The following is a 23,887-nucleotide window of genomic DNA, read 5'->3' on the forward strand; positions in this document are numbered from 1 at the left end:
ATAGCTAGCGAGACTCAATCCACGCTTAAAATATTTGAGACTCTTTTTCCATCCATCACTAGGCAGATGCGGCTTCCGGAAGGCATCTGCCCGATCATAGTCATGAAACCGAGTGTCCCTGAATTTGCAAGATTGGGGTTCATCACTCGGGTTTCCATGATCTTAGCATTATTGGGTAATGCGACAGCGATAGATAGAGAGCCAAATGCAAAATGTCTTGATGGAATACCCGAGCGTTTATCCATCTGATTGGCCGATCCCCCAGAGTCTACTACTCGATAATTGAAAAAATCTGATTGATCCGACGTTGCGGAGAATCGATGACATAGCGTTCGTCCGCAGAATTAAAGCGGGATCTTAATCGAGTATCGGCATCTAACAGACCCCTTTGCCCTACCGGACCATTACCGAGAGCTTGCTGATTTTGCTGCTCAATCCGGTTCTCCAAATCGAAGATTCGATAAGTGTTGAAAATCTTAATTGCGAGTCCGAGAATAGCCGCGATCCCGAAACACCACAAAGCCACTAAGTATACCTTCCGATCTCTCTGACGGTTCTTTTATCGCTTCCGATTGCGGGCGATTCTTTTCGCCTCTTCCGCGGCGGCTTCCTCCTCAGCCTCATCTACGACGGAGATTGTTTGCGGACATTTTTTGCACTGAATGTCCTTTCCAATAAATTTGTCCGGGATTTTGTAGCTGGTTTTGCAACCGGGGCAATTGAGAGCGATAGGCATGGCGAGTATCTGAAGAGTGGTATTATTTAATATGATTTATAATTAATATTTAGAAAGTGATTTTGAAAGTTTTTTTCAGCGGGCAAGTTTCTCTTCAAAGATTCGGGATGGCTTCGACCCACCACACTCTTTGAATCTCAAAATGGCTCTTTACAAAGACGTGTGATGTAGCGGAGAACATTGCGAACCGAAATGACCCCAATCGGACGTCCCTCTTCCACGATGGGAAGATGCCGATAGCCGCCGAGGTCCATTTTGTGAAGTGCATAAGCGACTGTATCGGTGGGCTGCAGTGTTTCTGGCGAAGGGGTCATGTAATCCTCGACCGGCAGCCGCATGTAGTTTTCGATGACACCAAACACTTTCAGTAAGTAATCACGTTCCGTCAGAATGCCGATCAATTTGTCGTTGTGGTCGACAACAAGAATTGCCCCATGCTCTGAATCCACCATCAATTGTAAGGCATGCCCGAGTTTGTCGCCGAGACGAACTTTAACGGTGGAGGTAGGTTTGAGAATAGAGACAGGGTCTTGCATCAGGCGTTGCTCGACATGATTCTGTCCTGTCGGGAGATCAAGGGGTGCCAGATCTGCACGGCAGCGAGAGCATTCATCCGCTCCGGGAAGATTGGCATGACCGCAGGAAGGACAGAGCATTTCGAGCTAACCTTGAGGCTTACGGTCTGCTGCAATGCAAACCGCGGGTTATTCGACGACCCAAAGATCGTCGTTTTTGAACAACTTTTCCAGATCTCCGGGCCCGCGAGCTTTAATGAGATCGTCCATTTGTTTCTGCTGCAATTCTTCGAGGGTAGGTCGCTGCACGGACCTGAGAACTCCAACGCATTCGGGCAGGTCAGGGCAGACCATCCGGCTGAGCAGGGATGCTAGCGTGGGTTCATCGGCCTTTTCGTCGTGCATCAGAAGATCATCGATCTGAACGCCGTTGCCGATCGCTACCGACTCGAGGCTCAGGCCGTTCAAGCGAATGCCTTTATTTCGATCCTTACCGTAGATCATAGGCTTACCATGCTCAAGGTACAGGACGTTATCCGATTTCACACTCTTATCGGTGGTGTATTCGAAAACGCCATCATTGAAAATTTTGCAGTTTTGGTAGATTTCAATGAAGGCCGAACCTTTATGAGCGGCGGCTCGCTGAAGCGTATTCGTCAGATGTTGAACGTCGATATCTATGGTGCGTGCGACGAAGCTCGCTTCGGCCGCCAAGGCCACGCTCAACGGTCGAAGTGGTTTGTCGATTGACCCCTGGGGACTGGACTTGGTCTTGGTTCCCAGACGGGAAGTCGGCGAATACTGGCCCTTGGTCAAGCCGTAGATTTCGTTGTTGAACAGCAGTACTTTGATATCCACATTGCGACGTAGAGCGTGGATCAGGTGATTGCCGCCAATCGAAAGCCCATCGCCATCGCCGGTGACGACCCAGACCTGAAGGTCTGGCCGAGCCAATCGCAATCCGGTCGCAAATGTCGGTGCCCGGCCGTGGATGGTGTGGAAGCCGTAGGTGTTCATGTAGTAAGGGAAGCGGCTGGAGCAGCCGATGCCTGACACGAAAACCATTTTTTCGCGAGGCACCCCTACGGTGGTAAGAGCTTTTTTCATCTGAGCGAGAATCGAATAATCCCCGCATCCGGGGCACCAGCGAATTTCCTGGTCGCTGGCCAGATCTTTGGCTGTTAGCGTTGGGAGGGGAGAAGCTGCCATCGAAATTAACCTCGAATATGAACAATATTTTCGAATAAACGAGCCGGTTAACCGGCTCGTGCGATGTTTGATTTTCAGGAGGCGAGCATCTGTTCGATCTTGGCCTCAATTTCGCTCACCAGGAAAGGCTTGCCCTGAATCTTGTTGAGACCCACGGCATCCACCAGATATTTGGCGCGAAGTAGCAGCAGTAACTGCCCGGCATTGAGTTCGGGAACCAAGACCTTTTTAAATCGTTTGAGAACTTCACCCGTATTCTTGGGCATCGGATTCAAATAACGCAGGTGCGCCAGTCCAACCTTATAACCCTTACGATTCATTCGAGTTACGGCCGTAGTCAAAGAACCGTAAGTTCCGCCCCAACCGACCACGAGAAGATCGCCACTTTGGCTGCCTTCTACTTCCAGATCGGGTATGGTAGTTGCAATATTGGCGATCTTCTGAGCGCGAGTTTTCACCATGTGCTCGTGATTGCCGGCCTCATAGTTGACGTTACCGGTCACATCTTCTTTTTCGATGCCACCGATCCGATGTTCGAGCCCGGGAGTTCCCGGAATCGCCCAGGGCCGCACCAGAAGTTCATTTCGTTTATAGGGCAGGAATTTGCCCAACTCCCCTGCCCCATTTTCATGCCCCTTGACGTCGCCATTACCGTTTGGAGCTGTGGGATGCGTGATTTTCAGCTGGGGAAGTTTGCTGATATCGGGAATCGACCAGGGTTCGGCACCGTTGGCGATGTAACCATCGGAGAGGAAGAAAATCGGGGTCATGAATTCGGTGGCGATTCGCACCGCTTCGAAAACCATGTTGAAGCAATCGCCCGGGGAGCGCGGAGCAATAATAGCGACCGGGCATTCCCCGTTGCGTCCGTACATCGCCTGCAGCAAATCGGCCTGTTCCGTCTTGGTGGGAAGTCCTGTGCTGGGTCCGCCGCGTTGTACGTCGATGATGACGAGCGGAAGTTCGGTCATGACCGCCAGGCCGATGGCCTCCGATTTCAGGCAGATTCCGGGACCGGAAGTGCCAGTCACGCCGATGGCTCCGCCGAAAGAAGCACCGATAGCGACCCCGATCGCGGCGATTTCATCTTCTGCCTGAAGCGTTTTGATGCCGAAACGCTTCATATCGGCGAGTCCTTCGAGAACACTCGAGGCGGGCGTGATCGGATAGCCTGAGAAGACCATATCCTTGCCGCTGAGTTTCGAAGCAGCAACTAAACCCATCACAATGGCTTCATTACCGGTAATTTTGCGATAAACGCCGGGGGCGATTTTAGCTTTGGGCACCTTGTAATGCACCGGCATCACTTCACAAGTTTCGCCGTAATTGTACCCGGCTTTCAAAGTGCGGGTATTCGCTTCCAGAACGATGGGATTCTTGCTGAATTTTTCCTGGATCCACTTCAAAGTCGGTTCCATGGGCCGTTCATACATCCAGTAGACCAGACCTAAAGCAAAGAAGTTTTTGCAGCGATCGGCCTCGCGTGGGCTTAATTTGCATTCCGCCACGGCCTCGCGATTGAGTTTGTTGATAGGTACTCGTATGATCCGGTAGCCTTTGAGGGAACCGTCTTCGAGTGGGTTGGACTTATAACGAGCTTTGTCGAGTTCGCTGGTTCCAAATGCGTCCGAGTTAACGATCAGAATCCCACCCGGTTCGAGATCTTTAAGGTTGGTTTTCAAAGCGGCGGGGTTCATGGCAACAAGCGTATTGAGGACGTCGCCGGGTGTATGAATGTCGCTGCTGGAGAAATGAACCTGAAAACCGGAAACCCCCGCCAAAGTCCCGGCAGGGGCTCGAATTTCGGCCGGGAAATCGGGTAAAGTCGAAATATCGTTACCCATGATTGCGGAAGCGTTGGTGAATTGAGTTCCGGCCAGCTGCATACCATCTCCAGAGTCTCCCGCGAATCGAATCGTCACAGATTCTAATTCTTGAGAAGCACTCGGGCTCGGCGCGGTCGTCGTTGAAGACATAGAAAACCTCATGAAGAAACAACATTCTGCCGCAAGCATTGCTTATTCGGCAGAACATTGGGAGAAATTTCGCCGTTCACGCTCCCTCCCGTTCGGAAGGCAAGTTTTTCGCGTCGGGGGGCAGGTTGTAAATCGCAGCAGGAAAGTGTTCCACCAGGTAGTGAACAATCCGCTTGACTGACAAGATGCCAACCGGAATGTTATTATCGTCCACGACGGGCAGATGGCGATACCCACCCCCCTGCATTTTCTTAATTGCTGTTCGTATGGAATCGCGGCGATGGACAGTCACGGGCGTAGGAGTCATGCAGTCGTCCATGGTTACAGTCAGCGGCCGACCGGTTCCCATAATGCGATTCAGAAGGTCGCGTTCCGTAAATAGGCCGACCAGGCGACCTTTTTCGCAAACGAGGATGCAGCCGACGCGTTCCTGACGCATCAAAGTCACCGCCTCGGAAACCGGACGCGTTACTTCAATCTGCCGCGGTGGAGTAGGATCCAGGCGGGAGACCGTATCAACTCGAAGATTACGCGTTAATTCCATGACGGTGAGATTTCATTGAGGCGCTGTACAATCGATTAGTAAGGAAGGCTGAAATGGAATTCGCAGAGGCGTGGCATCCAACCAACCCGTCGCCTGAATCGGGTATTCCGAGTTCAAAGCGACTAACTTGTTAGACCCGCAGCAAAGCAGGACTCCAACATTCTCCTATACTTCTTCAGATGATTTTGCGAGTCTTCACAGAGGCTGGCAAGGTAGAGGGACGATAAGGCTTGGAATTTTTATGCCGGATCCTCAAAAACTTCTCAAGACCCTGGAACTCGCTCGCTGCAAAATACTCCAAACGGCGGGTCGCTCGGGTCATTTTCTGGAACCGCAGAAAGTGGATGACATCTTCGTGGTCGGAGACTTGCATGGCAACGTCTCGAATTTCCAGGCCATCTATAAAAAAATTGAACTGGATAAACACCCGGGCAGACATCTGGTACTGCAAGAATTGATCCACGGAGTCTTTCGCTATCCACAGGGGGGCGATAAGTCCCATCAATTAGTCGATCTCTTCGCCACGCTCAAGTGCTGCTTCCCCGACCGAGTGCATTATCTGATCGGCAACCACGAACTCGCTCAATGGACGGGTAAAGAGATTTTAAAAAATGAGGAGGACCTGAATCGGCTCTTCGATAGGGGAATAGAAGAAGCCTATCGCGATTATGCGACGGAGATTCGAACCGCTTACAATTCTCTCTTCGCGATCTGCCCTTTGGGAATTCGGTTACCGAATCGGGTCTATATCTGCCACACCCTACCCTCTACTCGACGGATGGAGCAATTTTCACTCGATTTCGTCAAACAGGAAGAATTTCAGCCGGAAGATTTTCAGACGGGCGGCAAGGTTTACGCGAATCTTTGGGGACGCGATACCACCGCTGAGAATGCGGCTGAATTCCTAAAGCGAGTCGACGCGGATTATCTGGTTTGCGGCCATATTCCCTGTGAAAAAGGCTATGAATTCCTTTGCGAACGGCTGGTCGTTCTGGATTGTGCGAAAGTGCCCGGCGGATACGTTCACATCCACGCTTCCACGAACTACTCCCCTTCAACATTCACAAGTATCGCCTTCGTGATAAGCTAATAGGCGTATGAATCCACCACCCATCCTGACAACGACCCCGACGAAAGCGCTCGGCGAATTGGAGACCGAAACGGTCACCATCGAAGGAGTGAAGTTCAAGATTCGTCGGCCACTCAAGCCAGACCTTCTTCTGGACGATCCGACCATTCGCCACGCCAATAATGTGGACGATTACATGCCCTACTGGGCCGAAATATGGCCCGCATCTCGCATGCTCGCCAAGGCCATCTTGAAACAAGGCGAAGAGTTGTTGCCCCAAAGCGTGAGCGGCGCTCCGGTAGCATTGGAATTAGGGTGCGGGTTGGGCCTGGCCGGTCTTGCCGCGTTGTATAAAGGCTGGCACGTCGTCTTCTCGGACTACGACACTACCGCTTTGACTTTCGCAGCCGATAACGCCAAGCTCAACAATTTCAAGAGCTACGAGACTCTGGCAATCGATTGGCGTTCCCCACCGGCGAATCGAAAGTTTCCTGTGATCTTGGGCGCGGATCTGATCTACGAAACCGTCAAGCACGAGCCGCTTCTGAATGTCATTCGTCACTTGTTGGCACCCGGAGGAGTCGCCCTGTTGACCGACCCCGATCGAATTAGTTGCGATGCATTTCGGGACACCTTGAAGGAATCGGAATTTCAATGGTCGATGGAATTCATTCGAGCGGGAGAACCCGGCGGTCAACGCTACAAGGGAACACTCTATTGGCTGCAATTGCCTTAAGTCGAAGAACCTTGGCAAATTCTGTATCTCCGCCTTACGGTATTTCCTAGATTATCCTTGTAAGACTTTAGAGCGAGTGAACACTCCATAGCTGGGTCCAATGAGCAATAATCCTCCCACCCGCACAGGCATTCTGGTCTCCCGCCTGCAAGATATTGTCGGTCATGAGGCGGTGCTTACCGCGAAGTGCGATTTAGCCGTGTATGAGTGCGACGGCTACACAATTGAAAAGAATCAAGCCGAGGTCGTGGTTTTCCCATCGACCACAGATCAAATCGTCCGAATTGTAAAAATTTGTAATGAATTGCAGGTGCCTTTTCTAGCCCGCGGAGCCGGAACATCACTGGCGGGTGGCTGTGTACCGGTCGGCGGCGGTGTCATGATCGGCCTGAGCCGGATGAAAAAGATTCTCGAAGTGGATTATCCCAATCGTTTCGCACTGGTAGAGCCGGGAGTAGTTAACGTCTGGTTGAGCAACCAGATTAAAGGGAACGGATTTCACTATGCTCCCGATCCTTCGAGTCAGGGCGCGTGCACTATCGGCGGCAATGTCGCTACCAACTCCGGCGGGCCACACACACTGAAGTATGGTGTAACGGTCAACCATGTTATTGGCGTGGAGTTGGTACTTCCCAATGGTGAGATCGTTACGACTGGCGGCGCGGTGGAGGATATGCCAGGGTACGACCTTTCCGGTGTCATTGTGGGATCGGAAGGGACATTTGGCGTTGTCAGTAAAGCATGGGTTCGGCTCACACGCAATCCGGAGGCGTATCGGACTCTACTGGGTGTCTTTGAGACGGTGGATGCAGCTACCAATACCATCAGCGAAATTATCGGGGCTGGTATCATTCCCGCGGCTCTGGAACTTCTGGATCAACTGATCCTCGGAGCCGTTGAGCAAGCCTTTCATTTTGGCTTTCCACTGGATGCCGGAGCGGTCCTGATTATGGAAGTAGATGGCTTGAATGCGGGGTTGGATCAGGAAGCCTCGAAAATCGAGGCCATTGCCCACAAAAATGGAGCCCGCGAAGTTCGCCGTGCGGCCACCGAAGCCGAACGCCTTTTGTTATGGAAATGCCGAAAACAAGCTTTTGGCGCCGTCGGCCGACTAGCTCCCAGTTACTGCACTCAGGACGGCGTTGTTCCTCGAACGAAGCTACCTGAGATGCTCCGGTTCATCAGTGGTATCGCTACGAAATATCAATTGAAAATTGCGAATGTTTTTCACGCGGGTGATGGGAATTTGCACCCGATTCTCCTGTTCGATGAACGAGACAAAGATCAATTGCAGCGAGTGCTGCACGCCAGCCACGAAATTTTGGATAAATGCATTGAACTGGGAGGAAGTGTCACGGGGGAACATGGCATTGGGGTCGAAAAGCTCGATTTCATGACGAAGTTGTTCTCAGCCGATGACTTGAACATGATGATTCGCCTCCGGGATGCCTTCAACCCCACCAATATTTGCAGCCCTAACAAAATGCTGCCTACTGCCGGAGCCTGTTCGGAAAGTGGGATGGTTTCGCAAACGAAGCCCAATCGACGGGCCGCACTCTAAATCAAACCGACATTCGGAAAACATGGTGACACTCAACTCGCAGGAAACCTGCAGTATCGATTCCTTCGGTCCCCTCCCCCGGTGGGCTCCCCATTCACCACGGCAACTGGGTGAGCTGGTAACGGAAGCGGCTGGGGAAGGAAAGGCACTATACCCGGTTGGAGGGCGAACTCAACTCAGTCTGGGCCATACTCCCCAAAAGTTGGGATATGCTGTTTCGACGCTTGGTTTGGACCATCTGGAAGATTACCCGGCGCGAGACATGACGATTACGGTGGGTGCCGGTATCACCCTCGCGAATTTGCAAGCGATTCTAGCCAAGGAAAATCAAAAGCTCCCCGTGGATATCCCGTTACCAGACAAAGCTACTCTTGGCGGCGCAATTGCCACTAACGCCAGCGGGCAGCGGCGGTTCGGTCTGGGGACACTGCGAGACTATATCATCGGCATTCAAAGCGTGAATGATCAGGGGCAGATCGTTCAGGCGGGCGGGCGTGTGGTCAAGAATGTCGCTGGCTACGATTTCATGAAGCTGTATACGGGATCTTTAGGGACACTGGCGATTATCACACAGGTCACTCTCAAGCTGAAGCCAATCCCGGAAGCGTCCCAGTGGGTGCTCATCCCCTCGACTTTACTCGATATCCCTCAATTGCTAGAGAGGTTACGAGTCACCAAAACTCGACCTGTGGCCATCGAGCTCTTCAATCATCTGGCAGTAAATTCTGTTTCGAGTGCCGAGCGATTCGATGAAATTCATCGCCCCATGGCGGTACTTTTTGAAGATAACGCTCCGGCGGTCAGTTGGCAGATCGAACAACTCAAAAAAGAGTTGCCCGCTAGCCTGGCAAGCAAGATGCTTTCCCTCTCAAAAGACCAAATGGTAACATTAGATAACGGAATCCGCGACTTTCCACTGGCGAATACTGCAAAACTCCGTTTTAAAGTCATGGTTCGACCTTCCGATCTCTGGCTTGCTTTCCAGGAACTATCCACTTTAAATCCCCGTCCGTTACTCAACGCGCACGCCGGAAACGGAATTATTCACGGCTCATTTGATTCTTCTCTTGGCGAAGAAGCTGGCAAGCTTGTGCTTGCTCGATTGACGAAACTCGCAGAACAAACTCAGGGCAATTTCGTAATTACCGATTGTCCGAAATCCTGGAAATCGAATATGGCCATTTGGGGTCGTTCAACCTCGGATCGGGCCATGATGAAGATCGTTAAACAGAAACTCGATCCCGGATCTATTTTCAATCCGGGACGATTCGTGGATGGTATCTAGCATGACCATGGCAACGCTTCCCGTTAAGACTGAACTGGCAACGGTCAAAACCGGTCCTCAACCGAAGATCGATTATGAATTGATTCTGGATTGCGTACACTGTGGACTTTGCACGGCATCCTGCCCGACCTACGTCATCACCGGCAACGAAGCGGACAGCCCCCGTGGCCGCATTTATCTGATGCGTCAGGTGATCGACCAGAAACTCGAGCTCGATGAGACCGTTAAAGGACACCTCGACACCTGTCTGAACTGTCGCGCCTGCGAGACTGCCTGTCCGTCCGGCGTTCAATATGGCAAACTGATCGAGCCCTTCCGCGAGTTCTTGGATTCTAAAGAACCGCACCGAGCTTTCAAAAACCTGAACTTGCTGCAAAAGTTCATGATGCTGCACATCTTTCCCTACTCTTGGAGAGTGCGCGTGGCTCTTTTGCCCGCGCGATTATCCCAGTGGTCGGGAGCCGACTGGCTATTGCGAAAAACTGGCGCCCTGAAGCTGTTGCCTAAATCGGTTCGAAGCATGTACGATATGCTTCCCCGCTTGAAACCGCACGGCGGGGGTTTGCCAGAAGTTTTGTTTGCGGAGGGAACACGCCGTGCCCGCGTGGCCCTCTTCACCGGTTGCGTGGCGGACGGGATCTACCCCGAGACGAATTATGCCACGGCTAAAGTTCTTCAGAAAAATGGTTGTGATGTCTGGATTCCGCCAACACAATCCTGTTGCGGGGCTCTCCATTACCATAGCCAGATGGAACACGAAGCCAAACAACTGGCCGGCAAGAATCTTACCGCGTTCAATCGCGATGGCTTCAAACTCGAAGAGCTGGATGCCATCATTATTAATGCGGCGGGCTGTGGGGCGATGGTTAAAGATTACGTGCATCTTTTCCAGGGCAGCAATCGCGAGGCGGAATCCAAGCTGTTTGTCTCGAAGGTCAAAGATATCACCGAATTCCTGGTTAAGCTCGGTCCCGTGAAGCCGACCTATCCCTTGAGAATTCGAGCGACCTATCACGACGCCTGCCATTTGCGGCACGCCCAGCAAATTTCTTCCCCACCTCGGCAGTTGCTGGAGATGATTCCGGGACTGGAACTGGTGCCGCTCCCGGAAAGCGAACTCTGCTGTGGTGCCGCCGGAAGTTATAATCTGACACAGCCCGAAATGTCGGAAGTCCTGGGGCATCGCAAGTGCGATAACGTTCGCAGCACAAAAGCATCGGCCGTTTTCATGGGAAACATCGGTTGTCAGCTGCAAATCGCCAAGTATCTGCGTGAAACAGATCCCAGCATCTGGGTGGCCCATACCATAGATGCTCTGTGGGCCAGCTATAGCGGTGAAATGCCTAGTGAACTGAGAAAAAAATCGTGAGCGAGGAGATCGGATGTCACCCCATGGAATTATCCCACCCGTTGTAACTCCCTTTCACGCTGACGAATCGCTCGATTTAGTCCGACTGCGCGGCCATATCGATTACATGATAGCCAGCGGGGTGGATGGCATTTTCGTACTCGGTACTACCGGCGAATTTTACGCATTGGATGAAACCGAAAAACAAACGGTGATTGCAACGGCCATCGAGCATGTGAATGGCCGGGTTCCAGTTTATGCGGGCACCGGCGCGGAAACCACTCGCGAAGTGATCCGTTTAACGAAAATGGCTGAACGGGAAGGTGTTTCCGGCGTCTCGGTTATTACTCCCTACTTCATCAAACCCAGCCAGGTTGAACTGGTGGCCCACTTCACTTTGGTTGCGGAGTCGGTGGCCTGCCCCGTCATCCTCTACAACAATCCCTCGACCTGCGGAGGCCTGAATATCGAGCCGGATACGGTCGGCCGATTGGCAAATGTTCCGAATATCGTGGCGATAAAAGATTCCTCGGGCGACCTCCAGAATACGATCGAGATTTTACGCCGCACGGATCATCAATCGTTTTCGGTGTTAATGGGCCGGGACACGCTCATACTTTCCGGGCTGCAAAATGGAATTCACGGCGCCATTCCAGCGACCTGTAACATTGCACCACATTTTTGCGTAGGAATATACGATTCTTTTCGAAGCGGAAACCTCGAAGCTGCTCGAAAATTTCAAGGCGACTTACACCCAATTCGTTTGGCGATGAGTCTGGGAACGGGGAACGCCGCAGTGAAGGAAAGTTTGGCACTATTAGGGCAGAGTTGCGGGCCCAATCGCATGCCGGTTACGCCTTTCTCTCATGAAAAGCGGGACCATCTGAAGAGCATTCTGAAAACGGCGGGACTGTTGCCGCAAGGCGCTCACTAAGAATTTTCAAAGTGTCGTATAGCTCCAACTGACCGGTAAGCCGTTTCGATAAGGCATCACGCCGTGAAAGCTCTTACCATTTCTATCGAAGACCATCGGTAGAAAAAAGCGATCCCCTTCCCAGAGATTCAAACTCTCAACTTTCTCGACCGGAACCCACTGTAGCGTGCCCTCGTGATTTTCCTGCAATAATTCGCCGGTATATTTGGTGATTCGGAAAATAAAGCCTAACCAGTCTTCACCATCTTTTCCGAATCCTGGCCAGCTGATGGTTCCCCGCAGTTCGAGCTCCTCGCAGTACAGCCCGGCTTCCTCCAGAATTTCGCGATGCATGCAAGCTACTATATCCTCGCCGCTCTCCATTTTGCCGCCGAGCCCGTTGTATTTTCCAAAGTGAGTGTCGCTTTCGCGTTTGTTACGATGAATCAGCAACACTTGGGTCTGATCCTCGTTAAAGACATAGCCGAGAGTACCAACGATCGGTGTGAACGCCATGCTAACGCGCTTTCTGGGCTTGGTTTTTTAAATGGGTTACGAATCCTTTCAAATCGAGTGGAAGCTCCATCGTCCAGTGCTTAGTGCTACCGTCGGGATGCTGAAAGCCCAGTTCCATGGCATGCAAGGCTAATCGAGGGGCCTGGCTGGCATCGGGAATTTCGCTGCCGTCCAGTTTTTTTCGATAAACCGGCTCTCCGCAGACCGGGAATCCCAGTTCCGCGAGGTGAATACGTATCTGATGCGTTCGCCCGGTTTCCAGCATACAGCTTACGATGCTGTATGAACCAATTGTTTCTTCGACCTGAACGTGGGTGATGGCCTGTTTGCCGGACTGGGACGAAACTCCCGAACCGCGACGGCCATCCCCCCGATCACGTAAGAGCCAACTGGTGATCGTCTGAGATTTAGGATGTCCCTGAACTATCGCGACATACTTTCGCAGCACCGTGTGGGCGTGAAACTGCTTCCCGAGAATACGCTCCGCATTGGCGGAGCGGGCGAATACGACCAGTCCGCTAGTTTCCTTATCGAGTCGATGCACGATCCTTAAGCGATGCAGATCGCGGACCGGCTTACCCAGGCTCTTGCTGATTGCCCATTGCGTTAGGTCTTCCAGAGTGGGCGAAAGCTCGCGCCGTTCCTGTTTCCATTCCCGTTCAGCCGGGTGGCGGACCGTGTTAATTCCTGAAGGCTTTTCCACCACTACAACTTCAGCATCTAGATGACGGATCACCAAATCGTGAACGGTGCCACCGCGATGGACTGGCGCAGCTTTGGCCAGGACTTCAACAATCTCTTCTTTGTGGAGTCTGCGGGCCGGATCCTGGCAGAGACTGCCGTCTACTTGAACGAGTCTCTGAGCAACCAGAGAGCGAACTTGGGTCCAGGATTTTTCGGGGAGATTCTGGCGAAGGATAGCCGCAAGTGTGGCCCCCTCTTGAGCTTCGGTGACGGTATAGGATTGCTGAGACATGGATGGTTCGATTGAGGACGTTGGAAACTAGTTTTCCTGAGATTTCGCAAGTTCGCGGACATTCGTATTTGTTATTAAATCAGTTAGATCAGATAACAACAATCCGGTGTGGAAGCAATTACGGTTTTCAGCTGAGAAGTGCAGAAGATGTGTTCGTCATATTCTGGGCCGCGACAATCGGGTCGATGACGCCGACACCGAGAAGTGCAGGATTGGTGAACCAATTCATCTGGAATCGAACTCAATCAAAGCGAAATGGCCCCCTTCAAAATGTGCCCGCAAGGTACAAAACCGGCCTTTTGAAGTGCTTGACGGCTTGCCACATTTTTTGGATTGCACCGTGCTGCCGGGACACTCCCGCTTTCGTAGCAGACTCGTTTGAGTTCCTGGACCAGGTAAGTTCCCAGACCGCGTTTGCGAAATGACTCAGCTACTTTCACGTAGATATCGCCGTACGGTCGATTGTAATGGAATAAAATATCCCCCGTTGCAGCTACGACACCATCGACTGCCACCAGCCATTTTGCCTCCGAATTCAGGTCCTGTTGAACGATCTGATGAGAATCTTCCTCGCAAGCTTTGCGAAAGTAAGCATTTGGAGGCGAGTGTGCAGTGGTAAACTTGTCGTAAAACAGAATCGATTCGCTCGACACTGTCGCGGTGAACGCATGCAACAGTACCGTAAGCAGCAGGTCATTGCTTTGCGTCTCGATCTGTGTCACACAACTTGCAGCGAGAAATACCAGAAAGAAATCAAAAAGACGTCCCCGATACTGAGGTAGCACAAAAAATTCATAGACACATGGGTTTGCTTGCCATGGCCCAGCCACAGCAACGGAGCCATAGCCCACCTTGACACCAGCCGTGGTAATCAAGTATTCATGAGTCCATCCAGGCCTCCCATGGATCGAATCGTGAATGATCTGGCAGTTCATCTCCTGGCGATAAATATCGCGCATACCCTCGATATCCTTGAACTCCACTCGATTTGCTTCCACTTTCATCTGCCAATCCAATCTTCCAAAACGATTCCGGTTGAGGTTGGCACCTTTTTTTACTGGTGTCATGTATCCGAACGAAGTGATAATTTTCATCTCGAACTGAGCCGGATCGGATGAAATGTGCCAAGTGTAATCGATAGGTTCGACACACTTGAATCATGCCGTTTCAATCAGGTTAGCGGATTTCGGTTTCGAAGATACTTCACCTCAAACTCAGCCTATCATTTCTTCGGCTGGAATAACCTGGGGGCGAAGTCATGGAAGGCGAGCCGCCAAGTCTGCCATTCGTGACCCAGTCCTTTGGCATCACGAAACACCACATTCTTGCTCCCTCCTTTTTGGAGCGTGTCATACAGCGATTCAGCCGCTTTATGAATGCCCTCATCCAGGCCGACCGTTCCCGAATGCAGGAAGAGCAGATTTAGCTTCTTATCGAACTCAGCGGGATCAGCGAATACTCCGCCGAAAGCGGTTTTTGTGTCTAAAAGACGGAGTCCGCTGAATGCTCCGATCACGGAGAACTTGTCCAAATGACTCAGGCCAATTTGCATGGCCTGGCCAGAACCCATGGACAATCCCGCGATGGCTCGGTTGTCACGGTCAGTTAGGGTGCGGTAAGTGGAGTCGATCATGGGGATCAGGTCTTTAATGACGACAGCTTCGAATGCACCACTATCGCCCCGTCCTGGTCCAGTAGGAAGAGTGGCGGCTTCAGCACGCGTGGCATAGCCCTTCTCCATCACCACGATCATCGGCACGGCCTTCTTTCCCGCAATGAGGTTGTCCAAAATGAAGTTCATATGCCCCTGCTTGCCCCATCCGGTTTCGTCTTCGCCGCCGCCATGTTGGAGGTAAAGGACGGGAAATCGTTTTGTCGAATCTGCATCATAATTTGGCGGAGTGTAAACCATCACGTTCCGCTGCTTGCCGGTCACCGTCGATTTGTACCAATGAGAACGAATTTCGCCGTGAGGCACGTCCTTGATATCGAAAAAATCCACACCTTTCTCGGGGATTTCGATTCCGCTGGTTGGCTTGCCGGTCCCAAAGAATGTGTCGGTGCCCGGATCGTTCATCAGGACACCATCGACTAGAAAAGCGTAGTAGTGAAATCCGGGAATGATAGGTATCGGGGAAGTTAAAGTCCAAAAGCCGTCGTCCCCTTTCTTCATATCCCAGTTGCCACGTGGCCCCAGGCCGTAGTTCGTGAATACTTGTACCTTTTTGGCGTCCGGAGCCTTCAGGCGGAACGTTGCTCGGCCATCGGAGTGAACGCGAGGGTATGGAGAGTTACCGATGTTGGTCGATGACGGCTTGCTGTCGTCGGCAGGCTTTAGGCCATCAGGGGACGGAGCAGATAACGCCGCTCCCGTTCCGTCTTTTTTCCCATCGCCAGACTGGCCCAGTACGGGAACGTGCGAATTCGCCAAAATGATTCCGGCAATAACAGCCATAACTCGTTGGTTCACGATAATTCTCCTGGAAGAATCAATGCAGAGAGGGAACCTACTTGTTTTCTATCAATATATGTCACCGCGAGTTCAAGTTTTCGGCCCTGGACACTAGCAGGCAGTATTCACTGCCCTAGCCTCCGGTTTCCTGATGATTGCTCAATTTCAGGGATTCGTCGTCCTTTTGTGCTCTGCTGCATGCGTCCGTTAGCTTGAATGCAATTTTCATCGGATTCCTGAGTGATTGCACAGATGCCTGTCTTTTACATACCCTGATCTCGACGTTCAACATCCACCGCTTCAAGTCGATTACGATTTGCACTTAAGCCCGGATGACGTTATGGTAGATTTCTTGCACGTCATCGCAATCGTTCAGCATGCCCAGGAATTTATCGAAAGAGGCCAGTTCTTCGCCGCTGAGCTCTTTTCCTTCCTTCGGAAGAAAAGTAATTTCCTGAACATCAAACACCAAGTCCGGGAAGGCTTTGTGTAAGGCGGTTTTGGCTTTGAAAAACTCGGCCGGAGGGGCAAAAACAGTAATGGTGCCGTCTTTGCATTCGACCTCTTCGATGGAGACATCTTCCGCAAACAGGGCCTCCATCACTTTTTCTTCATCGTTGCCAGCAAAAGAGATCACTGCCAGATGATCGAACATCATCACGACGGATCCAATAGCGGACATCTTGGATCCCGTCTTGGTGAAACAGTTGCGCACATCGGAGATTGTGCGTGTGTTGTTGTCTGTTAAGCAATCCACAATTACTAGCGAACCGCCCGGACCAAACCCCTCATAACGAGCCGGTTGATAGTTTTCGCCCCCCGTTCCCGAGGCTCTCAGAATGGCTTTTTCAATCACGTGGCTTGGCACGTTTTCCTTCTTGGCGCGTTCAACGAAAGTGCGTAAAGCTGGATTGGCTGCCGGGTCGGGCACGCCATTCTTGGCCGCCATATACAGTATTTTGCTGTACCTGGAATAGAGCTTCGAATTCTGAGCTGCTGTCTTGAAAATGGAGTGTTTGCGCTTCTCGAAAATTCGTCCCATGGAAGGTATGCCTCTTAATGACTCTCAAGTTATGGGCGTTGTGTAAGCTTGAGCCTTGTTAAATGGATTGTTCGGTTTTCCTGGTAGTCGCGACCGCAGATAATTCATCGAATCAGCGGTTTTTTTTACCCTGCCGTCGCTGCTGTGTCTTTCTCTGAGGTCGATACCCCGATGACTTCAATGGATTCGCACCCCGCTCTCCCGGTTTTTCGCCCTGGGCGGAATTGGCCACAGTGTGATAATGGTCGCCATCAGTAATTCGCTGCGATTCCCGACGACGCTTATCCAATGCCTCCTTCGGAGGATTAGTTGGAATCAAACTGTCGCATCCATCGCCGATCAGATCGGTCCGCTTGGCTTCGATTAGTGCTTCCCGAACTGCAAAGTAGTTTTCCGGTTTGAAGAGCTGCAAGAGAGCTCTTTGCAATTTGCGGTCGGAAAGCTTGCTGGCAATCTTCACGGGTTTGCGTGTCATCGGATCGATACCGGTGTACCACATACAAGTGGCGATATCAAAAGGGGCCGGGATAAAGTCTTGAACCTGATCGGGCCGATAGCCATTTCGCTTGAGATAAATGGCCAAATCGATCATTTCTTCAATAGTTGACCCAGGATGGCTGGCGATAAAATAAGGTACCAGAAATTGCTTGGGTTTCTTCGCTTTTTTGGAGGATTTCTCGAACATCCCGGCGAACACGCCAAAATTATCGATGCTGGGCTTCTTCATGCGCATCAGCACGTCGGGATGCGTGTGCTCCGGGGCCACTTTTAAACGCCCCCCTACATGATGCGCGGCCAGTTCGTCAATGTACTCGGGTGATAGTTGAGCCAAGTCCATCCGGATACCACTCGCAACGAAGACCCGACGAATGCCTTCGACCTCCCGAGCTTTTCGCATTAATTCAATCGTTGGTTTATGGTCGGTACCGAGCAGCTTGCAGATTGAAGGATGAATGCAGGACAGCCGCTTGCACTTCGCTTCAATTTCCGGGCGCGTGCAACGCATCTGATACATATTGGCGGTAGCTCCGCCGATGTCGCTGATGATCCCCTTAAAATCCTTATCGTTCGCCATGGTTTCGATTTCCGTGAGAATCGAACTCTGCGAACGGGACTGGATGATTCGCCCCTGGTGGGCTGTAATCGAACAAAAAGTGCAGCCTCCAAAACATCCTCGCATGATGGTGACGGAGTCCTTGATCATTTCGAAAGCCGGAATGGGCTCTCGGTAGATCGGATGCGGCCGTCGGGTGTAAGGAAGATCGTAAATCGAATCCATCTCAGATTCAGACAGCGGATAATCGGGAGGCGTTGCAATCACGGCCTGCCGGTCGTGCATCTGAATCAAAGCGGCGGCGTTGAAGGGATTCGTATTCAAGTGAATGTGCCGGGTGGCATCCACAAAGCGATCTTTCTGGCTCTTCACTTCCTCAAAAGAAGGAACTTTTTGCCAGAGCTTCCAGTCGACCTCTCCGGCGGTTTCTTTCAGGCCGGGAGTGGTCGCCAGTGGTGTTTCCGGCAACTCCGCGAAGCCTGTCTGCTCCGTCTCCCTGGCACCGAGTGCATAAGCCACACCTCGCAGATTTCGGAGATCTCTAAGATTCTGGCCCGCATGCAACCTCTTGGCGATCTGGAGGATGTTTTTCTCCCCCATTCCGTAAACCAGCAAATCGGCCTTGCAATCCATCAGAATGGAGCGTTTAACAGTATCGGACCAGTAATCGTAGTGGGCCAATCTACGGAGGGAGGCCTCGACCCCGCCGGCTATCACCGGTGTACCTGGAAATGCTTCCCGGGCACGCTGGCAGTAAGGCAAAGTCGCACGATCCGGGCGCAGACCAATTTTACCTCCAGGCGAGTAGGCATCGTCATTGCGGACTTTTTTATTCGCTGTGTAGTGATTGATTAGCGAGTCCATATTCCCGGCGCTGATGGCGAAGAACAGACGGGGTTTGCCGAATTGACGCCAGGGTTCGCAGGAGTGCCAGTCGGGTTGGCTGAGAATCGCGACTCGAAATCCCGCTTCTTCTAGCACCCGATGCAGTATGGCCATGGCAAAACTCGGGTGATCTATATAAGCATCGCCCGTGACAAAAACCACATCGACATAATCCCACCCTCGCTCGGCCATTTCCTGACCCGTCGTGGGCGCAAAGGCTCCCGATCGACGGCCAGTCGCTCTGGTCATCTGCAAAGGTAGTCGCTCGGTTGTTGACACGTCGGGCCATCCATAAAGCTAAATACAGACACTTGTAGTATTTTAGGCACCTCCGCCTGGATAGCGAATGTTTCCGAGGACTCCATGGAAATTGAAATCGTCGAGTATCACGGTTGGAAAAATAACCTGGCCATCCGAAACAAGCAGATTGAGCTGATCGTCACGCTCGATGTTGGCCCGCGCGTGATCAGTTTTCGACGGCTGCCGGATGGTCAAAATGTAATGAAGAATTACGAGGAAATGCTCGGAAAATCGGGGGAGGAAGAATGGCAGATCCGAGGCGGCCATCGCTTCTGGTTGGCCCCGGAAGACTGCACCCGAACCTACTATGCCGACAACTCACCTATTAAATTCGAGAAGATCGGTGAAAATCGAGTTCGATTTACTCCTCCCCCTGAACATTTGTACGAAGTTCAGAAGGTGATGGAGATCGAGCTCGTTGGGGATACCAATAAGGTCAACGTGCATCTGATAGTTTCGAATATCGGGAGCCGTCCTACGGAACTGGCTCCCTGGGGGCCCACCGTCATGGCTCCGGGCGGCATGGAAGTAATACCTCTCCCAGCCAAATTTCCGCATCCCGGCCATCCGAACAATGCCCGTTCTCCGGAAGATTTTGGTCCGAACCAGGAATTGATTCTGTGGCCCTACTTTGATTTCAGCGACAGCCGATGGACTTTCGGGAAGAAATATATTCTTCTCAGACAGGATTCCAAGAAGGGACCTACCAAGATCGGTCTGGCTCATCGGGCCGGCTGGGTGGGTTACGTGAATCGGGGAGCATTGTTCGTAAAACGATTTAACTATATCGAAGGGGCTTTGTATCCGGATCGGGGCACAAATTATCAGACCTTCAGCAATGAAGATATGCTCGAAATGGAAACAGTAGCCCCGCTCGAAGAACTCTTTCCAGACGAAACGGCGGAGTTGAATGAAACTTGGCAACTCTATCCGTGCGACGCGAAAATCGGCAATGAAGAGGACGTCGACAAATACGTACTTCCTTTGATCAGATAATCGGTGCTCACGAATGGAATCGAAAGGAAACTGTGTCTAACGATATCAGCGTACGGCAAGTAATGCAGCCCAACCCCGTATCGCTTCGTCCGGATCAGACGATCCAGGAAGCGATCGGACGAATGAATGAACTTCGTATCGGGGCGGTACTTGTATGCGATAATTCCCGGCTCGTCGGAATTTTCACCGAACGGGATTTCCTGCGAAATGCCGCGATTGCAGAACCCGGCTGGCGTCTCTATCCCATCGAAATGTGGATGACGAAAGATCCACATACCATTGCTCCGAACATTGGTTGGGAAGAAGCGGCTTTCCAGATGGAGCGCATGCGAGTTCGCCATCTTCCTGTAGTGGAGGATGGCTTAGCAATAGGAATCATTTCTTCGCGCCACTTAATAGCCCATCGATCCAAGTATCTGGATCAGATGATTGCCCGGAGAACTAGCGAACTTCGGCTGGCCAACGATCAGCTCTTGTCACGCGATGCGGAAATGACCCATTACATGAAGGTCGCCGCTAAACTGCAGAAGAAACTGGTGCTTCCTCATAGTCCCCCGAACTGGCCGGAGTTCGACTGGAGCATTTATTTTGCTCCTCTCGAACCGCTGGGGGGCGACTACTACGATTTCGTGATGCCGAACGACGAACATCTGGGGTTCCTGATCGCCGATGCCAGTGGCCATAGTATTCCTGCGGCGATGGTCGCTATCATGGCCAGTCAGGCGTTTACTGAAGTTTCCAAAGAGACTGTGCAGCCTTCGTCTGTACTCGCGGCACTCAACAAGAGGCTGAACGACCTGGCCGAAGATAGGTTTGTCACAGGATTTTACGGTGTTTTCAATCGCCGTACGCGGGAATTCACGTATGCGAACGCCGGGCATCCATTCCCATTTCACTACTCCGCAAAACGCAAAATGACTCAGCCACTGTGGGCTCGGGGCTTTTTGCTCGGTGTCAGTCTGGATGAAATGTACACCGAGAAGAGATTGCATCTGGAAGCGGGCGACCGCCTATGTTTCTTCACAGACGGGATTCCCGATTGTCGAAACGACCAGGGGGAATCTTTCGGTACAGATCGTTTGGCAGCTTTTATCACTGAAAATGCCCATCGTCGGCCGGCCGATTTCGTCGAAGTTTTTCGCAATCACCTCAAAGTATTTCGTGAAAATCAAAATCCGACGGACGATATGACGCTTATTACACTCGAAGTTCATTGAACCATCGCTCAGTTTAGATTTGCTCCCACCTGTTTAACGGGATTCAATGTGCCGGGCGGCAATCTCAGATATTTCGAGTAGATGCTTGGATCGCCCCAGGTGCTTTCATCAAAGTGCATCTTAATCTGATCGTCGGCTCGGGGTTGTCCCGCGGAGTCTACACCAACAAACGACAGGAAGAATTTTTCTTTTTTGCGCTCTGCCCCTCGCACCTTGCCGCCGTTATCCATGTCGAAAAAGGCCGACGTTTTGTCGCTGTTATCGACTGGTATGGAATACAGATCGGCATAGGAATTCATTACATATTTATGTTGATCGGCATTTGTTGGGACTTTCAGACGAGCGGCGCTGCCCATTCCTAAGACCTTATGATCTCCGGCTTTCAGGAAAACCACAGGTCTGCGCGGGGAATCTTTGGGCTCGTCGATCACTCCACCAACTTCCCAATCGATGGAGTCCTTTAAGCTTTTTTCGATGCTAAATTTTTTCCCTTTTTCCGGCGGACCGAATGTTTGCTGTGCGGCGTCTTCGAGCCACTTCTCCACGAAGACCTTGTGGAAACATCCGCAAGCCGCGATTGTTTCGAAGAAGAGCGGAACATTTTCCTGGTCGAGCGTGATGCGAACTACACAACTATCGATATCCGCATAGGACAGATCAATGGCTTTCATTCGAGGATGGGCTGGGTACCAGGCTGTGTATGTCAACTGAGTATGTTCTGCTTCGTCGATTTTTAACTTTTTCATAATCACATAAACTTTGGGTTCACCGGAGACATAGGATTTTAGTTTTCCGTCCGAGTCAACCTTCAAATGAGCTTGGCCAATCATGTCGTATTCTTGCGGATACGGATACTTTTGCGCCTGTGTATTGACGCGCTGTTGGACGAAGATAGGGGAGTAATAACTTACCAGTGTTTCGGCATCCGCACGTGCTAGTTGTTTTCGGTTGAAAAATTTCGAGTCTGGACCGGGAGTAAATACTATACCGTCTCCTCCAACGGCCTGGATTGGGTTATCCAGGGCTTTTTGATCGAGCATCTGCCATTGCGTAAGATTATTCGAGAGTTCTTTCATCAATGTTGAACAACCAAACAGCATCAGGGAAGCACAGCAAAGCAAGGCGAAGAAAAGTTTCGATTTAAGTAATTGCGTTGGCATAAAGTCTCCCCCAGTGCCGGTATCTACACGTGCGAGTTTGTTTCGCAGGTAAATCAAAATCTTATTGCGTGAGGGAAATAGCCGACGTGATATGTTTGCGTCAATAGAGATTTTCGGAAATATATGCCGCAAGTCTTGAAATCAGAATAAGTTACGTCCGAATTTCAAGTGCCTTTTCCAATGCGACTAGCAATGCATCAATTTCCGTTTTTTCGATAATTAAAGGGGGCAAAAACGTAATTACATTTCGTCCTACCCCTGATTTACCGATCAAGAAACCGGAATCTTTCAAGCTTTCCAAGATTTGATCGACCAACGCAGGTGCAGGACCTTTTGTGGAATCCTTGAGTTCGACGCCGATCATTAAACCCAAGCCACGCACTTCGGTTATAGTCGGGCAACGAGCCTGAATTTCCTGAAGTCGCCCCTGCAAATAGTTGCCTAACCTTTCGCTGCGATCGCCCAAGTTGTGCCGCTTGTGAAAAATCAGCGTCGCCAACGCGGCTGCGCAGGACACGAGATTGCCACCAAATGTGGCCGCTCCGGGACGGGTATAGTGGGCAGCTATTTCATCACTGGTTATATAGGCCGCGATGGGAAAACCATTTCCGAGTGCTTTGGCGACAGTAATAATGTCTGGCGTCACATCCCAGTGCTGAGTAGCAAACCACCGTCCGGTTCGATTCCAAGCGGTCTGGATTTCGTCCGCAATGAGCAAAGTGCCATATTGCGAGCAGAGTTTTCTCAGTCGCGGCCAGTAGTTATTCGGGGGAACGATAATGCCGCCATTGCCTTGAATCGGTTCAGCGATTACTGCAGCAATAGAGCGTTTTTTCAGGAGTTCTTCTAATATTTCCAGGCTTTCCGGATGTCTTGTACCAGGTATCGCGTGGGCAGTGACCATGGGATTGGGATCCGTCCTCCACATTTCCAGACCGGTGACGTTAATTGCCCACTTCGTCCGGCCATGGAGTCCTTCTTTCAGATAAGCGATTTCATGGCGACCTGTTGCAAGACTCGAAAGCATGAGCGCGCCTTCGTTGGCCTCGCTGCCGCTGGCGCAGAAGAAACTGCGTTTAAGATTACCCGGCGTGAGAGAAGAAATCGTTTCAGCGAGCTCCAGCATAGGCTCTGTGAGATAGATCGTAGTGGTATGCTGGAGTTTTCGGAGTTGGGTAATAGCAGCTTCAATAATCTCCGGATTAGAATGCCCCGCACTGACGACCGTAACGCCACTGAAGCAATCGAGGTACTTTTTCCCATCGGAATCGAAAAGATAAGCCCCTTCCCCACGCACGAGGACTGGGGGCCTCTGGAAAAAGTGGTAGACACAAGGAACCAAAAACTCTTTTTTCTTATCGATCAATTTCTCGAAATATTCCAAAACTGCCTCCCTG

General features: G+C 51.4%; 22 protein-coding genes. 8 read left to right on the forward strand and 14 right to left on the reverse strand.

Features of this window, described 5'->3' with window-relative positions:
- Nucleotides 1-14: 14 nt before the first annotated feature.
- The 6 genes from KIH39_RS05970 to KIH39_RS05995 all read right to left on the reverse strand — a co-directional run bounded on the left by KIH39_RS05970 (nucleotide 15) and on the right by KIH39_RS05995 (nucleotide 4,980).
- Entirely contained in the window at nucleotides 15-245 is a 231-nt protein-coding gene (locus tag KIH39_RS05970; RefSeq protein ID WP_213498346.1) for a hypothetical protein, read from the reverse strand.
- A 314-nt stretch (nucleotides 246-559) separates the two neighbouring features.
- Nucleotides 560-736: an MJ0042-type zinc finger domain-containing protein gene (locus KIH39_RS26960; protein WP_213498347.1), complete on the reverse strand. Its 177-nt coding sequence runs from the start codon at nucleotides 734-736 to the stop codon at nucleotides 560-562.
- Between the two features lie 137 nt (nucleotides 737-873).
- Complete coding sequence (locus KIH39_RS05980; RefSeq protein WP_213498348.1) at nucleotides 874-1,272, reverse strand: CBS domain-containing protein; 399 nt, start codon at nucleotides 1,270-1,272, stop codon at nucleotides 874-876.
- Nucleotides 1,273-1,440: 168 nt separating this feature from the next.
- Nucleotides 1,441-2,460 (reverse strand): 2-oxoacid:ferredoxin oxidoreductase subunit beta, encoded by a 1,020-nt coding sequence (locus KIH39_RS05985; RefSeq protein WP_213498349.1) that lies wholly within the window; start codon nucleotides 2,458-2,460, stop codon nucleotides 1,441-1,443.
- Nucleotides 2,461-2,534: 74 nt separating this feature from the next.
- Nucleotides 2,535-4,436 (reverse strand): 2-oxoacid:acceptor oxidoreductase subunit alpha, encoded by a 1,902-nt coding sequence (locus KIH39_RS05990; protein ID WP_213498350.1) that lies wholly within the window; start codon nucleotides 4,434-4,436, stop codon nucleotides 2,535-2,537.
- 76 nt (nucleotides 4,437-4,512) lie between these two features.
- Nucleotides 4,513-4,980, reverse strand: a complete 468-nt coding sequence (locus KIH39_RS05995) for a CBS domain-containing protein (RefSeq protein WP_213498351.1) — start codon at nucleotides 4,978-4,980, stop codon at nucleotides 4,513-4,515.
- A 241-nt stretch (nucleotides 4,981-5,221) separates the two neighbouring features.
- Between KIH39_RS05995 and KIH39_RS06000 the strand changes: the two genes are divergently transcribed.
- The 6 genes from KIH39_RS06000 (at nucleotide 5,222) to dapA (ending at nucleotide 11,913) form a co-directional block, all read left to right on the forward strand.
- Nucleotides 5,222-6,070: a metallophosphoesterase gene (locus KIH39_RS06000; RefSeq protein ID WP_213498352.1), complete on the forward strand. Its 849-nt coding sequence runs from the start codon at nucleotides 5,222-5,224 to the stop codon at nucleotides 6,068-6,070.
- A 7-nt stretch (nucleotides 6,071-6,077) separates the two neighbouring features.
- Entirely contained in the window at nucleotides 6,078-6,785 is a 708-nt protein-coding gene (locus tag KIH39_RS06005) for a class I SAM-dependent methyltransferase (protein WP_213498353.1), read from the forward strand.
- Nucleotides 6,786-6,885: 100 nt separating this feature from the next.
- Nucleotides 6,886-8,346, forward strand: a complete 1,461-nt coding sequence (locus KIH39_RS06010; protein ID WP_213498354.1) for an FAD-linked oxidase C-terminal domain-containing protein — start codon at nucleotides 6,886-6,888, stop codon at nucleotides 8,344-8,346.
- 22 nt (nucleotides 8,347-8,368) lie between these two features.
- Nucleotides 8,369-9,631 carry an FAD-binding oxidoreductase gene (locus KIH39_RS06015; protein WP_213498355.1) on the forward strand — a complete coding sequence of 421 codons (1,263 nt, stop codon included), beginning with the start codon at nucleotides 8,369-8,371 and terminating at the stop codon, nucleotides 9,629-9,631.
- A 1-nt stretch (nucleotide 9,632) separates the two neighbouring features.
- Complete coding sequence (locus KIH39_RS06020; protein ID WP_213498356.1) at nucleotides 9,633-11,000, forward strand: (Fe-S)-binding protein; 1,368 nt, start codon at nucleotides 9,633-9,635, stop codon at nucleotides 10,998-11,000.
- 13 nt (nucleotides 11,001-11,013) lie between these two features.
- Nucleotides 11,014-11,913, forward strand: a complete 900-nt coding sequence (gene dapA / locus KIH39_RS06025) for a 4-hydroxy-tetrahydrodipicolinate synthase (RefSeq protein WP_213498357.1) — start codon at nucleotides 11,014-11,016, stop codon at nucleotides 11,911-11,913.
- Nucleotides 11,914-11,919: 6 nt separating this feature from the next.
- Here the strand turns inward: dapA and KIH39_RS06030 are convergent, their stop codons facing one another.
- The 6 genes from KIH39_RS06030 to KIH39_RS06055 form a co-directional block, all read right to left on the reverse strand.
- Nucleotides 11,920-12,408 carry an NUDIX hydrolase gene (locus KIH39_RS06030; protein ID WP_213498358.1) on the reverse strand — a complete coding sequence of 163 codons (489 nt, stop codon included), beginning with the start codon at nucleotides 12,406-12,408 and terminating at the stop codon, nucleotides 11,920-11,922.
- A gap of 1 nt (nucleotide 12,409) precedes the next feature.
- Nucleotides 12,410-13,384 carry an RluA family pseudouridine synthase gene (locus KIH39_RS06035; protein ID WP_213498359.1) on the reverse strand — a complete coding sequence of 325 codons (975 nt, stop codon included), beginning with the start codon at nucleotides 13,382-13,384 and terminating at the stop codon, nucleotides 12,410-12,412.
- Between the two features lie 245 nt (nucleotides 13,385-13,629).
- Nucleotides 13,630-14,388, reverse strand: coding sequence for a GNAT family N-acetyltransferase (locus tag KIH39_RS06040; RefSeq protein ID WP_213498360.1), 759 nt, complete (start codon nucleotides 14,386-14,388; stop codon nucleotides 13,630-13,632).
- A gap of 218 nt (nucleotides 14,389-14,606) precedes the next feature.
- Complete coding sequence (locus KIH39_RS06045) at nucleotides 14,607-15,854, reverse strand: alpha/beta hydrolase-fold protein (RefSeq protein WP_213498361.1); 1,248 nt, start codon at nucleotides 15,852-15,854, stop codon at nucleotides 14,607-14,609.
- A gap of 304 nt (nucleotides 15,855-16,158) precedes the next feature.
- Nucleotides 16,159-16,878 carry a YebC/PmpR family DNA-binding transcriptional regulator gene (locus KIH39_RS06050; protein WP_213498362.1) on the reverse strand — a complete coding sequence of 240 codons (720 nt, stop codon included), beginning with the start codon at nucleotides 16,876-16,878 and terminating at the stop codon, nucleotides 16,159-16,161.
- A 112-nt stretch (nucleotides 16,879-16,990) separates the two neighbouring features.
- Nucleotides 16,991-19,066 (reverse strand): YgiQ family radical SAM protein, encoded by a 2,076-nt coding sequence (locus KIH39_RS06055; RefSeq protein ID WP_213500293.1) that lies wholly within the window; start codon nucleotides 19,064-19,066, stop codon nucleotides 16,991-16,993.
- Between the two features lie 114 nt (nucleotides 19,067-19,180).
- On the opposite strand from KIH39_RS06055, the gene KIH39_RS06060 reads away from it, so the two are divergent.
- Together KIH39_RS06060 and KIH39_RS06065 are read left to right on the forward strand one after the other, a co-directional pair.
- Nucleotides 19,181-20,113, forward strand: coding sequence for a DUF4380 domain-containing protein (locus KIH39_RS06060; RefSeq protein WP_246539555.1), 933 nt, complete (start codon nucleotides 19,181-19,183; stop codon nucleotides 20,111-20,113).
- 32 nt (nucleotides 20,114-20,145) lie between these two features.
- Complete coding sequence (locus KIH39_RS06065) at nucleotides 20,146-21,330, forward strand: PP2C family protein-serine/threonine phosphatase (protein WP_246539557.1); 1,185 nt, start codon at nucleotides 20,146-20,148, stop codon at nucleotides 21,328-21,330.
- Between the two features lie 8 nt (nucleotides 21,331-21,338).
- On the opposite strand, the gene KIH39_RS06070 is transcribed toward KIH39_RS06065, so the two are convergent.
- Both KIH39_RS06070 and KIH39_RS06075 read right to left on the reverse strand, forming a co-directional pair.
- Nucleotides 21,339-22,490 (reverse strand): hypothetical protein, encoded by a 1,152-nt coding sequence (locus KIH39_RS06070; protein WP_213498363.1) that lies wholly within the window; start codon nucleotides 22,488-22,490, stop codon nucleotides 21,339-21,341.
- Between the two features lie 151 nt (nucleotides 22,491-22,641).
- Nucleotides 22,642-23,874 (reverse strand): aspartate aminotransferase family protein, encoded by a 1,233-nt coding sequence (locus KIH39_RS06075; RefSeq protein ID WP_213498364.1) that lies wholly within the window; start codon nucleotides 23,872-23,874, stop codon nucleotides 22,642-22,644.
- Nucleotides 23,875-23,887 lie beyond the last annotated feature (13 nt).

The sequence above is a fragment of the Telmatocola sphagniphila genome (assembly GCF_018398935.1).
In the GTDB taxonomy this organism is placed as follows: domain Bacteria; phylum Planctomycetota; class Planctomycetia; order Gemmatales; family Gemmataceae; genus Telmatocola; species Telmatocola sphagniphila.